The sequence below is a fragment of the Mesorhizobium koreense genome (genome assembly GCF_031656215.1).
Taxonomy (GTDB): Bacteria; Pseudomonadota; Alphaproteobacteria; order Rhizobiales; family Rhizobiaceae; genus Mesorhizobium_L; species Mesorhizobium_L koreense.
Window position 1 is genome coordinate 192175 of the sequence record NZ_CP134228.1, and the last position, 13172, is coordinate 205346.

Sequence of the window (13172 nt, forward strand, 5' to 3'; positions counted from 1 at the left end):
TAAACCTATAGATTTTCCAAATTCGGAGCTGCCACCCTAAACCGCCGATGATCATCTATCGACAGATCATCTCTATATTGCATTTTTGACGGCAATACTTTCTGATATTTCTCACGGAAACTCGGATAGAAATTGTCAATTATAAAATGTAAAAATTCCGGCACTCCTAACCTGGATGTCATCGGCATTCTGCACGTAGCTGAATTTAAGTGCAAATGGGATGCTGGGTGATCCACCCTTGCGTCGTCAGGTGCATATTCAAAGCGAAGTAGCGCCTGTCTAGGGACGCGGACATAATTATCCGGCGGGGGCAAATCGGCCGGTCCGTCGCCTGCCGCAACATCTATCTTCACAATAGCGGGGAAATATACGAATCTGTGCCAGCTAATCCTTTTCCCGTTTTTACTTACAATGTACTTTATTGATATCAATGATCCGTCAAAAATGATAAGTGAGTACTTCCCCTCATTGAACATATCTATGTAATGTGCGAGCGAGTTCTCGTAGATCGGGCTAAAAGATGACGGTTGCGATGTGTCGCCTACTTCGACCAATACTCCTTCACCGGACGGATAAGTCGTAACGGCATTGGATTGTGAAATAAAGCCGATCTCAAAAAGCCGGCCTATAAAGTCACTCAGAGTCGCCGGCGTCATTTACCAAATGCCTCAGCGCCGCCGCCACATGTGGGGGCAAATCCGAAAGGGAAACACGACCACTTTCAATGAGCGGTAAGACACGACTTAAGACTTCTAGGTCCGCCTCAATATTTTTCGCTTCGACATCCGACATATCACGGTATCTAGTCTTAATACGTCCAAGTTCCTTTTTCGTGGGATATTTGAAATCAAGCACGTACTCATCCGCCCGAATGCCGCTAAACTCTTCTATCAACCCAGCCATTTGCGTCCCGCACCCCGACACTCTCACCCAAGCTTTCGACCGGGTGATAGCCGTAAATAACACGTTGCGGAGAGTGCCAATGTTGAACCCTTCAAAACAATAGTCTGCACCAACGACGTAGACCATTGGGGCTTCGTTGCCTTTCGCACGATGTATATGCGTAACTGCAACTGATGATTTAGAAAATATTTCGTCAGTCGATTGTGTAACGCCCACGACATGTGAAACGATCTTCTCTTTGGCGAGCGCCCTCATAATCGCACCGCCCTTTGAACGAATTTTTCTTATTTCGCTTACGACAATCAGTATATCATCGGGCTCTAATTCATCTTGATCAAGATTGTGCCTGATGGCTCTTGCCAAAGCTTGGTACTCTTCGGCTTCGTTGTCAAAGACGGAGAATTTTACCGCATCACTTTCAGAAAGAATTTCTGCAAAAAAGGTGGGAGTTGCGCTAGCAGCTCGGCGAAGTTCTACAGCCCTTCCAAGATCGAGACGCCCGCCCACTACCTCGTAACCGATATCAGTCCAAGTAGCAGGTCGCTCAAACATCTGAACGAGTCCCCGCCCTCGCTTGAGACCGAAGCCTAGACCATGCGCTGTTGTAAGAGCCCATTGGTTATTGCGATAGCATACAGGAAGGACAATATCTTGCTTTGGCCTATCGTCACTATTGGTAAGGGTGACTCGCGGCCTATTATTTTGCTTTCTGCCAAATAAATCCTGAGGAGATGGCATTTCAGTTTCGTTCAATGTTTGAAGTTCGTCATAGGCATACACAATTCTATGCGGGGGTTTCGTGAATAAGAAAATTAGTTCAAAAAACTTCTGAGGAAGATCCTGTGCTTCATCAATTAGAACAACGTCATAAATTGGGCTGACGCGCTCCTTATGCTCCATAACAAAATCGTAAAGTTCATCGATGATGCCTTCAAATTCCGCTCCGTACCGAAATTTCTCACGGGCGTATTGATAATTTCGGACAGGAGCACCTACCCGCATGGCAATTTCGGCATAAATTCCTGTCGTATAAGAGCTTCCCCATGCGTGTAATATAGTAAGTTTCTCCCAGTCGGGCTCATCTTTCACAAATTCAAAAGAGAACCGACGTGCCAATCCAATAAGCTGCTGGTACAAGGAACGAGTATAAAAGGTTAGCGCTACACGCCAGTTAGGGTTTTTTAGATGTAAGTATGATGCTTTCATAGCGAGAACTATGGTTTTGCCACTGCCGGCTAGGCCACGAATCCGCTGTGGGCCATCTGGAAACTCAATTGCAGCTCTTTTTTGTGCTGCATCTAAATTGGCTATTTTACTATCTATTAACTTTATTTGGCTCCCTTTGGAATTAGGCTTACTTACCGATGTGCGTTGTTTTCTTGGCCTGAGTGTTGCGGTGCGTTCGATTACAGAGTTTAGAATTCTGTAATCGTCCTCCGAGATTTCCTTGAAATCATCCACGAGTTGGGCAACATGTACCGTGGTGCTTACAAAGGAGCCTTCCTCACCTCCATCATAGTCTTCAGATATCGTTACTATATTGATTGGGATTCGGATTTCTCGCCGACGTACCAAACGCCCATCTTCGGTGAGTTTGGCGGCGATGGCCGAAAATATCTGATCCTGATGATCCAAAACCTCGGCAGGAATGCCGTTATCGTAAGTTGCATTCAGACTGGAGAGATCGAACGCAACCAAGCCTGTCTGTCTTGAGACGAGAAGCGCATCAATCTGGAAGGCGCCGTTCGCAGTTGTAAGAATGGGATAACCGATAAAGAAAGTGCCGTCGTGGTCCAACTGTATCACTGCATCACGAAGTGATCGGTGGGTGGCGCTGAGTGTTTCGTTTCCGTAGACAACATCGACCATATGATACCAGCCAGCGGCAGCAAAATTTGCAGGCATTCAGTCCCTCTCACACACATTGCAAAAGGGAGCCGATCAGTCAAATGTGCTCCAGTTGACACGGCAAGGCAATGTGACGACTTGGCGGCTCTGGAATACCGCGAAGCGAGCCAGTACGGCGTGTTAGCCGAGTTGGAACGTTGCAAAAAGCAGCCCCTTCGCTCGCGATTTCCAACATGTAGCCTCCGCTTTGCCTATGGCTAAGATATTGAAAGCCTTTCCTCTTCCCCAAAGAAAGATTGGGCGACCCGCCTTCCACAAAAATCTTATCCACGCCCCTCCCGACCTCCCTTATCCTGCTTCGGTCCCTTTCGCCGGGACGCTCGGTCGCGACGGCGGTTTGGCGGGAAGGGACCGGCGCCTCCGTTGCGCGGCTGACGCAGCCGTGTGGCCGGGGAGGTCCTGCCGAGAGGTTCCCCTGGGGGCACTATGACCCCTGCGTGCCGGAAAGAGGCACACAGACCCCGCCCCGATCGCGGGCGAAGCCGTTGCAACAGTCGCAGCGGCAAAGCCACGGGAAAGGCGGGGAGCAGCGGAACAGGCGGGAACAGAAATCGCCGGACGGGCGGCCGCGAGGTCGCACATAAACTTTAGATGAGCGAGCTTTCGGCCGCCCGTCTTCCCGGACTTTTCAATGGCCAGGGCCGAAGGGCAGCGTGGCGGGTATGAGGTGCGGCATGATGAACGCCGAGGGGCTTGCGGGACAGCACCCCCCTGTCCTGCCGGACATCTCCCCCTCAAGGGTGGAGATTAGCCGGCCGCCCTGTCCGCTCTCCTTTTCTGTAGCTTCAGAGATTGGTCCGAGCCGCGGTGACGGCTGATCTCCCCCCTTGAGGGGGAGATGTCCGGCAGGACAGAGGGGGGTGTCGAAGGGCGAAACGGAGCATGCCGCATGAGCGCGAAGCGAAAGGAGAATCACCGATGAAGCATGGCAAGAAGCGCGATGGAGCGAATGACGGGAAGGACTGGCGCGAGCGGCCGATCGGCGCCGACGATATTCACCGCGCGCAGGTGCTGGAACATATCTATGTGCCGCAGGAGGCCGCCTGGCAGATGTGGGCCGACGACTTCCTCTCCGTTCCGGCGAGCGCCGTCCGGGCGCCGCTCACGCAGCTCTTCTTGCCGGCGGACGACCCCTGGCCGGCGTTGCCCTATGCCGGCGCGGCCCGCGTCCTCGGCCTGAGCACGGCACAGAATGAAGCTTGCGCGCTTGCGCACGAGAGCCATGTCCGCGCCTCGGGCGTGACGCTCGGCTTGGCGCGGCTTCTCATCGGCATGCTCGGCATCCCGTCGCGCTGCGAACGGCCGAGTTGCAACCGCGCGGCGGCCTGCACGGGCGAGCGACGGGGCCGGGAATGGTGCTTCTATCCGGGGCCGGCATGGCCGCCCTGCGTGCACAGCGCGGGGCGCGTGGACATTTTGCGCCCGACGGTCGAGCGGCTGATCGACCGGCTCGACGCGCTGGTCGAGGCGCGGCTGACGGCAAGGCTGGGGGAGCCGTGGGCGGCGGTAGACCATATCGGCCTCACCCATCTGCCGGAAGAGGAAGTGCACGCGGCGCTCATGGCCATGTTCGAGGACAGGAAAATGCGCATGGCAAGCGCTGCCGCGGAAGAAGGCGCCTGAGCGGCGGCGGCGTTTGAGGCGATAGTTCCGCACGAACGAGAAATCCGCGCTCTTCGAATTTCATGGACGGAGGAGTTGGCACAAAATAGCGTAAGGCTTATCGGCAACTTCGCCCACGGGTGCCATGGAGAAGAGCCTTCTAAAATATATCTGGGCGCACACCAGGAGCCTCCAGGCATGGATTTTCGTGGTCATTCTCGTGTCCATGCCGCTTTATTTCTATTCCCTCGATCTGCCCAAGCAGATCATCAACCTGCCGATCCAGGGCAAGGGATTCCATTCTCCCGCCGACACGCACGTATTCCTGCGTCTCACCCTGCCCTTCGCCGAAAGCCTGGCCGGGAAACCCGTCATTCTCTTTCCGGGCTTCGAGCTGACGCGCCTGCCGCTCCTTCTCGCGCTCTGTTTCGTCTATACGGCGCTCCTCGTGCTGAACGGCTGGTTCAAGCTCTACATCAACACCTACAAGGGGATCACCGGCGAGCGCGTCCTGCGCCGTCTCCGCTACGAGATGATGGATCGCGTGCTGCGATTCCCGGTTTTCCACGCAAGGCAGGCAAAGCCTTCCGAGATAGCCGGCATCATCAAGGACGAGGTCGACCCGCTTTCCGACTTCATAGGCGATTCCTATTCGGCGCCGCTGTTCCTCGCCGGGCAGGCCATCACGGCGCTGATCTTCCTCTTCCTGCAGTCATTCTTCTTCGGGTTCCTGACACTTGCCGTCATCGGCATCCAGGTCTGGGTCATTCCGCGCCTGCGGCGCCGGCTGCTCGAACTCGGCCGGGATCGGCAGATTACGGCGCGCGAAATGGCCGGGCGGATCGGCGAGGTCCTGCAGGGCATGGACGACGTTCACCTGAACGACACGTCGAATTTCGTGCGCGCGGACTTTTCCAGCCGCCTCGGCACGATCTTCTTCATCCGCCTGGAACTCTTCAAGCGCAAGTTCGCGGTCAAGTTCCTGAACAATCTCCTGATGCAGTTGCTGTCGGTCCTCTTCTATCTGATCGGCGGGTATTTCGTGATCACCGGGCGGCTCGACCTGGGCGGCCTGGTGGCGTCCATCGCCGCCTACAAGGACCTGCCGACGCCGGTCAAAGGGCTGATCGACTGGGACCAGCAGCGGCTGATGGCGCAGATCCGCTATGCCCATGCGATCGAGGAATTCAGCCGCGACGATTTGATGCCGGCGCGCTTGCAGGCCGCCGACGATGATTTCAGGCGGATCGAGAACGGCTTCGAATTCCACAACGTCGCCTGTCAGGAGCCCGGCACTGCGGCGCATCTGGGAGGCGTCACCATCCAGGTCGGAGCAAGGGAAAGGGTAGCTTTGCTGGCCGAACCGCCCGAGGGGGGCTCGATGCTGCTCGAGATCGCCGCCCGTCTCGCCAGCCCGTCCTCAGGCCGGGTCCTGCTCGACGGCGCCGATATGAAGGATCTCTCGGAGGCCGTCACCGGACGGGCCATCGGCTACGCGGACGGCGCGGCCTATTTTCCGGTCGGGACCGTGGCGGATCTTCTGGTCGAGGTCCTGCGCAACCGGCAAATGTCTTCCTCGGAGCCCCCTGCCGGCAACGCCTCCGTCGCGCAGGGATTGCTGGAAGCAAGGCGCTCCGGCAATTCCGAGTTCGACCCTTCGGCGGACTGGATCGACCGCCGGCGCATCGGAACGGACATGGCGAGCCATATGCAATCGGTGACGGCTATGACGGGGCTCATCGGCGACATCCGGGACATCGGGCTCGCCAGCCATCTCCACCCCAATGCCATCGGCCGGATCCAGCCGTCGATCGACAAGGCGCGTGTCTTGCTGCGCGAGAAACTTGCCGCGGCGGGGTTGGAAAATCTGGTAGAGCCTTTCGATCGCAGCCACTACAATATGCAGTCCTCGGTCGCGGAAAACATCCTGTTCGGCATGCCGATCGATCCGGCTTTTGCACCCCCGGTCCTTGCCCGCAATCCCATGGTCAGGAGCCTGCTCGGCGAGACCGGGCTGTGGAGCCTGCTGGCCGCGCTCGGAACCGACGTCGCGAAAACCTTCGTCGAGATGTTCGCCGACCTGCCGTCGACAAGCGCGCTCTTCGGCCACGCGACGGGACCGACGCCTGAACAGATCGAAAAACTTCGGACAATCCTCGGCCGCATCGAGCAGGCCGGCACCGGCACGATGTCCGGCGAGGATGAGGAAACCCTCGTCTCCCTATCGATGGATTACATCGAGCCGCGCGACCGGTTCGGCCTTCTCAACGACGAGATCAAGGAAAGGGTCGTGGAGGCCCGGCTGCGCCTCAGAAAGATGCTCGAGGGCGATCCCGACCAAAAGATCAGCTTCAACGATCTCTACGTATACAACCCGTCGCTGACGATCGCGGACAATATCCTCTTCGGCAGGATTGAAACCAATCTGGTCGGCGGACGGGCGCGCATCAAGGCAATGGTGGCGGCGGTCATGGAGGAACTGGACATTTCCAGCCTTCCTTTCGAAGCCGGTCTCGCTTTCCATGCCGGAGTTGGCGGACGCGGCCTGTCGGAAGCACAGAGGCAGAAGCTCCGGCTGGCGCGCGCATTGATGAAAAAGCCGGATTTCCTGATCCTCAATCGCCCGCTGGCGACGTTGCCCGGCGAAGAACAGCGCAAGATACTCCAGGCCATACTATCCCAGGCAGAAAATTCGAACGGAGGCAGGCTCGGCATTTTGTGCGCGCCAGCCGATCCCGCGCATGCGATCCTGTTCGACCGCGTGCTTATGTTGCGGCATGGCCGCATCGTCGCGGATGACGCGCCAGAGAAACTTCTGGAAGCACTTCCCGACTTCGCCAAGCTCGTCAAAGCCTGATGGATCGCCCTATGTTCCCAGACCGTTCCAAACGGAGTGCAACATGACATCGCTCGACCAGGAAGTGACGCTTCTGCGGAGCGTTCCGTTCTTCTCCTCGATCGAAACCGGCAAGCTCAAGCTTCTTGCCTATTCGTCCGAGAAATTGGGCTTCGAGGATGGCGAGGCCGTGTTCCGTCAGGGTTCCACGGACGGAGATGCCTATTTCATCCTGGAAGGGTCGGCGGACGTGCTGACCGAAAGGAACGGGCATGAGGTCAGGGTGGCGCATCTGCCCCAGCATGCTCTTTTCGGCGAGATTTCCGCGCTATGCGACATTCCCCGCACCGCCACCGTGCGGGCGAAGGGCGATCTGGTCGCGCTTCGGATACCCAAGGAGAGTTTTCTGAACCTGATCGCGGAATATCCCGGGGTCGCCTTGCAGATCATCCGTGTCCTGGCGCGGCGCGTCGCCGATACGACGAGCGATCTGGTCGCGGCGCTGGAAGCACGCAACGGAGGCTGAACAGCGGATCGGCTCAAGCCGCTCCTACGTCACGCATCGCCAGGAAGAGCATCAGCGCGTAGGTGAGTTGATGCATAAATTGATCCGCGCCATGCGCGGCCCAGTACGATTTCCTCGCGGGATCGAACGGACGCGCCAGCGACCACCGCGCCTTCGCATAGTCGATCATGTAATGCGCGACGGCTTCCGCGATGATCAAGCCAGCGATCATGGCTGCGGAAACGCCGGCAGGCACCAATACGAGGAACGATCCGAGCGCGTGGATCGCGGCATGGGCATATCCTCCCGGCCTGGCGAAACTGGCCTTGCCCGCGATCATCCAGCGCGGCTGCAAGAGATAGTCGGCAACGAAATGCTTTGCCTGCAGCCCCACGAGGACAAAAAGCGTGAACGTCTCCATGAGGCATCATAAGTATTTTGGTCGAGATACGAAATAGCTAGCACGGAACGCGGCGCCTGTGATGACAGCAATGCTGGGGAGGTATAATCTCTCTGCCGTGCCTGTTCGTCCGGTTCGGAGACGGCGCATGAGCGAAACAGCAGACCTGATCGCCATCCTGCGGCAATCCGCGGATGAAAAGGTGGCTGTTGCAATCGGACGGCTGATCGACGAGGGGCTGGACCGCCATCTCTGCCGGATCAACGCCCTTGCCTTCGCGGAAAGAAACGGCTTCGACCAGGAAAAGACTATCGCCGCGTTCCTTCACGCAGCATCGATCGGCCTGTTCGACATTTCCTGGAACGTCCTTTGTCCCGGCTGCGGTGGCGTCCTCGACACCAACACGACGCTCAAGACGATGCGACAGGAGGAATATGTCTGCTCGCTTTGCGCCGCCGGCTATGAACCGACCCTCGACGAAATGGTCGAGGTAACCTTCACGGTAAGCCCCCGTATCAGGCGGATCGCTGCCCACAACCCGGAGGAATTGCCGCCGCTGGAGTATTTCCGGCAGGTCTACTGGAGTTCCGGCGTCGATCTTCCAGAGGAAGGCTACACTTCCATGGTCGAGAATTTCATCGTGGAAACAGTGGAACTCCCACCCGGCGAAAAGGCCATCCTCTCGATCCAGCTTCCCGAAGAATTTGTCGTCGTCTTCGAACCGATGACGCATTCGGTGCAGTTTCTCGACGTCAAGGGAGAGCCGACGCGTGAACGCCAGGCGCTCTCCGTCATCATCGACCGTGAACATCTGCATAATCAGGCGCTGGAGATGCATCCGGGGCCCCTGCGGGTCACTTTCGAGAACCGAACCGACCACCGCGCCCTGCCTTCCGTCTTCATCGCAGGGGAGGAACTGCACCGGATCTTGAGAAAGCGCCGGCCGTTCCTGACGGCCAAACGCCTTTTGACCAATCAGACGTTTCGCGACCTTTATCGGACAGACATTATTGAGATCGACCAGCGCCTCAAGATAACCAGCCTTACCTTCCTGTTCACCGATCTGCGCGGTTCCACCGAGCTATATGAGCGTGTCGGCGACCTTGCCGCCTTCGACATCGTGCGCGCGCATTTCCGCGTTTTGACCGACATCGTCGCGGCGGAAGCCGGAGCCGTCGTGAAGACGATCGGGGACGCCGTGATGGCGACGTTCCCGGCACCGGACAGGGCGGTGGCCGCAGCGCTCAAGATGCGCAAGGCCATGCGCGATTTGAACGCGGAACGCGGCCGCGAGGACCTGCTTCTGAAGATCGGCATACACGAGGGACCGTGCATCGCCGTATCGATGAACGAACGGCAGGATTATTTCGGCCAAACCGTGAATATAGCCTCTCGTGTCCAGGGTCTCGCCACGTCGCAATCGATCTTCGCCACCAACGCGGTGATCTCGGATGCGCGCGCCGCCGAAGTGCTGGATCAGGCGAAGGTCACGCCCGTGTCGAAAGGCGCGATGCTGCGCGGCGTGGCAAGCGAGATGCCGCTTTACGCCATCCCATGACCGATTCGTGCCGAGGAGATTGAGCATAAAACGTCGGCTCTCCGCGGTTCTCGCCCTCGACATGGTCGGCTATTCGCGCCTAGTGGGCACGAACGAGCAGGACACGCTGGCTGCGTTCCGCCGGCACAGAAGAGAAATCCTCAATCCCAAAGCCGCGCAATATCGCGGCCGGATCGTCAAGCTGACAGGCGACGGCGCGCTGATGGAATTCGCCAGCATCGTCGATTCGATTTCCTTCGCGGTCGAAGTGCAGCTTGCGATCGGCATCGAGAATACGGAATTGCCCGAAGCAAAACGAATCCTCTACCGGATCGGGATCAATATCGGCGATATCGTCCTCGATGAGGAGGACATTTACGGCGATGGCGTAAACATCGCCACGCGCCTGGAGGAGCTTGCCGAACCGGGCGGGATCTATCTTTCCGCGCACGCTTGCGACCAGGCCAGGGGCAAGCTCGACCTCACTTTCGAGGCGGTCGGCGAAAGACGGGTCAAGAACATCGCCGCGCCGCTCAACGTCTATCGGGTCGGGCTCGACGAGAAGGCACTGTCCCTCCTCACCCCGATCGCGGCACGCAAGCCGGAAGCGCGTTTGCCGCGCCGGATCCTGGTGGCCGTTGGCGCGACCGCGGTGCTGATCGCCGTGTTGGCCGGAACCGCGATATGGCTGTTACGGCCATCGGAGCGTGCGCCACCCGCGCAAGCGGATATGGAAAGGTTCGCCCATGCGTTGCCGGACAAGCCTTCGATAGCCGTTCTGCCCTTCATCAACGTAAGCGGCGATGCGGACCGGGATCGCCTGGCGGAAGGCCTGACTGACGATCTCATAACCGATCTCTCGAAGGTCTCGGACCTGTTCGTGATCGCCCGCCATTCGGTTTTCGCACTCGGCGACACGACGGCAAGAATCCAGGACGTCGCGGCGGAACTCGGCGTGAACTACGTTCTCGAGGGAATGCTGCAAAAGGACGGCTCTCGCCTGAAGGTCGGCGTCAAGCTGGTCGATGCATTGCGCGGCCTATCCGTGTGGACCCAGCGCTACGACCGGGATTACGCGGATATCTTTGCGGTTCGCGACGATATCGTCGGCAACATCATTTCCACGCTCTCCGTGACCATCAACGAGAAGGAGCGCAGTCAACTGGCGCAAATCCCGACCGACAATCTCGAAGCCTATGATTACTATCTGCGGGCCGAGCACGAGGGATTTCTCTACAGCGACGTCGAATCCTACCGCCAGACGCTCTCCTTCTATCAAAAAGCGATCGATCTCGATCCACGCTTCGCCGACGCCTATGCCGGGATCGCGCGCGTCGCGATCGACGTGCTTCGCAACGACTATAATCTGATCTGGTCCGCCGCGGTCGCACGGAAGATCGCCTATGACGCGGCCGGCCGGGCATTGGCGCTCAATCCCGACAACGCGCGCGCCCGAACCGTGCTCGCCCTGCTCCAGCTCGTCGACGGCCGGTCAGCGGAAGCGATCGATTCCGCCAACCGGGCCGTGCTCATCCAGCCAAACGATTCCGAAGCCGTCGCAAATCTGGCGCTGGTGCTCGTCCAGACCGGAAGCGCCGAAGAGGCCGTGATCGCGATACGTAAGGCGCTCAGGCTCAATCCGTCGCCACCGCCGAATTTCCGACTGCTGGCCGGCGTGGTCTACTACATGGCGCGCGAGAACGGAGAGGCGGTGCCTCTTCTGAAAGCGGCGGTCGAAAGATTGCCCAATGTCGAGCCGGCGCGCGAATATCTGGCCGCCGCCTATGCCCGGCAAGGGGATGAGCCGCACGCGCGGACACAGGCAACGGCGTTGCTGAGGCTGTTTCCTGAAACCAACCTGACCTACTACAGCTACCTCTATGACTACTGGCGCGAGGACGACCGCCGCTATCATTTGAGCGCCCTGCATGTTGCCGGCATTCCGGAATGGCCATTCGGCTTCGAGGGACGCGACAAGGACCGGCTCGGCAACGCGGAACTCCAGGTCCTGATCAGCGACAAGACCTGGGTCGGGCAGCACAAGAACGGGGTGGCTTTCGTCCAGTATTTCGACAAATCCGGCAATAGTGCCTATCGTAGCGCCAATACCAACATCACCGGGACCGTGGAGGTCCAGGGCGATCGCCTCTGCGAAAAGTTCGAAGGCTATTTCATGGACCGTCTCGCCTGCGGATATGTCTACCGCACGACGGACCAGAAGAGCGGCGCACAATATGTTCACGTCACGCCGCAGGCGCTCAAATTCTTCTCACTGGAGAAGGACAAGTAGTAAAGCCTCTCTATTGCCAGTCCTTCTTGGCGTCGGCGGACATCAGCGTCCGTTTGACCTCCGGCCAGTATTTTTGTGAGTTGACCACCTTGGAGTGATTCTTCTCCAGGCCGTCGGCCGCGCCCGGGTCATAACTCAGGTAGAGCTTGCCATCTATGATGCGCCACGCCTTGGGGTCGATATTCGTCGTGATCGTCCCCGCGGAGACGCCGTCAGCGCAATATCCGCCATATTGCGGCGCGTATTTGACCGGTTCGCGCCTGAAAAGCTCTCGGTTTTCCGCGCTTTCGAAATGCCAGTTTGCGCCCAGCCAATGATAGGTGAACTTTTCCGAGCCCTTCACGGCCTTGTGCTCAGTGAAATAGGCGACGGCGTCGTAGCCCTTGATCGCGACGTCACCGAAATAACCCGTGTTGACCGCCTCTTCGGCCGCCACCGAACCACCCGCCACCAGCATCAGGATCATGGCCGCGCCGCCCGCCATTCCTGTTCTCCAAGCATGGGTCTTCATGAATTTCTCCATCTTCCGGCGCGATCTGGACGGGATTGCATCATTTCCGTTTCAGGCATTCCTTGTAGAACCGTTCGCCGACGATCTCCGGCCCCTGGCACACGGCTCCCGCTTTCATAAGCAACCCGGCCGCGTCCCAATAACCGCGCCAGCCGGCCTGCGAGAGCGGCGTGTAACCGTTCCGTTCCTTCGCCTCGATATCGGCTCCATTCGCCAGCAGGAAGGCAACGACATCGGCACGGTCTTCCTCGGCGGCCGCATGCAGCGGCGACATCTTGTAGAAGTTACGCGTGTCGTTGACCGCCGCCCCCTTGGCGACGAGCAGCTTCACGATATCCAGCTTGCCCGCATAAGCCGCGGCGTGAAGGGCGGTCAGCCCGTGCTTGTTGCGAACGCCGACATCGGCGCCGCGTTGAAGAAGCAGGGCAACGATATCCGAATTGCCGGCCAGCGCGGCGATGACGAGCGGCGGGTCGCCCGCATCATCGGGCTCCGCGATGCTGGCGCCGCCATCCAGCGTCTGCCTGACCTGGTCGAGATTCCCGCTCCTGACCGCATCAGGCAGCGGCGCCGCGAAGGCTGCGCCCAGCCCAAGGAGGAGCACGACAGCGGAAGCCCAAAGATTTCTCATAAGGAACTGCTCCGCCCCCACCGCTGGTATCCACGGGCGGAAAAATCCT

10 protein-coding genes are annotated in these 13172 nt (G+C 58.5%); 5 read left to right on the forward strand and 5 right to left on the reverse strand.

Annotated elements, in window-relative coordinates:
- Positions 1-5: 5 nt before the first annotated feature.
- On the reverse strand, positions 6-656 hold the full coding sequence (locus tag RBH77_RS23945) for a DUF2290 domain-containing protein (RefSeq protein ID WP_371832821.1): 651 nt from the start codon (positions 654-656) through the stop codon (positions 6-8).
- Positions 634-2808 (reverse strand): DEAD/DEAH box helicase, encoded by a 2175-nt coding sequence (locus RBH77_RS00880; RefSeq protein WP_311030240.1) that lies wholly within the window; start codon positions 2806-2808, stop codon positions 634-636. The genes RBH77_RS23945 and RBH77_RS00880 overlap by 23 nt, the downstream gene beginning before the upstream one ends.
- A 921-nt stretch (positions 2809-3729) precedes the next feature.
- Between RBH77_RS00880 and RBH77_RS00885 the strand changes: the two genes are divergently transcribed.
- From RBH77_RS00885 to RBH77_RS00895, 3 genes are all read left to right on the forward strand, one after another.
- Positions 3730-4434, forward strand: coding sequence for a hypothetical protein (locus RBH77_RS00885; RefSeq protein WP_311030241.1), 705 nt, complete (start codon positions 3730-3732; stop codon positions 4432-4434).
- Between the two features lie 187 nt (positions 4435-4621).
- Positions 4622-7270 (forward strand): ABC transporter transmembrane domain-containing protein, encoded by a 2649-nt coding sequence (locus tag RBH77_RS00890; RefSeq protein WP_311030242.1) that lies wholly within the window; start codon positions 4622-4624, stop codon positions 7268-7270.
- A 43-nt stretch (positions 7271-7313) separates the two neighbouring features.
- Positions 7314-7775 carry a cyclic nucleotide-binding domain-containing protein gene (locus tag RBH77_RS00895; RefSeq protein WP_311030243.1) on the forward strand — a complete coding sequence of 154 codons (462 nt, stop codon included), beginning with the start codon at positions 7314-7316 and terminating at the stop codon, positions 7773-7775.
- Positions 7776-7788: 13 nt separating this feature from the next.
- On the opposite strand, the gene RBH77_RS00900 is transcribed toward RBH77_RS00895, so the two are convergent.
- A complete protein-coding gene (locus tag RBH77_RS00900; protein ID WP_311030244.1) occupies positions 7789-8175 on the reverse strand; it encodes a DUF3307 domain-containing protein in 387 nt (128 codons plus the stop codon).
- 127 nt (positions 8176-8302) lie between these two features.
- Here RBH77_RS00900 and RBH77_RS00905 point away from each other — a divergent pair, with 127 nt between their 5' ends.
- Positions 8303-9712: an adenylate/guanylate cyclase domain-containing protein gene (locus tag RBH77_RS00905; protein WP_311030245.1), complete on the forward strand. Its 1410-nt coding sequence runs from the start codon at positions 8303-8305 to the stop codon at positions 9710-9712.
- 25 nt (positions 9713-9737) lie between these two features.
- On the forward strand, positions 9738-11981 hold the full coding sequence (locus tag RBH77_RS00910; protein WP_311032698.1) for a tetratricopeptide repeat protein: 2244 nt from the start codon (positions 9738-9740) through the stop codon (positions 11979-11981).
- 10 nt (positions 11982-11991) lie between these two features.
- Here the strand turns inward: RBH77_RS00910 and RBH77_RS00915 are convergent, their stop codons facing one another.
- The gene (locus tag RBH77_RS00915; protein WP_371832822.1) at positions 11992-12492 is read right to left on the reverse strand and encodes a YHS domain-containing (seleno)protein; all 501 of its coding nucleotides are present in this window, start codon (positions 12490-12492) and stop codon (positions 11992-11994) included.
- A gap of 40 nt (positions 12493-12532) precedes the next feature.
- Positions 12533-13123, reverse strand: a complete 591-nt coding sequence (locus tag RBH77_RS00920) for an ankyrin repeat domain-containing protein (protein ID WP_311030246.1) — start codon at positions 13121-13123, stop codon at positions 12533-12535.
- Positions 13124-13172: the final 49 nt, after the last annotated feature.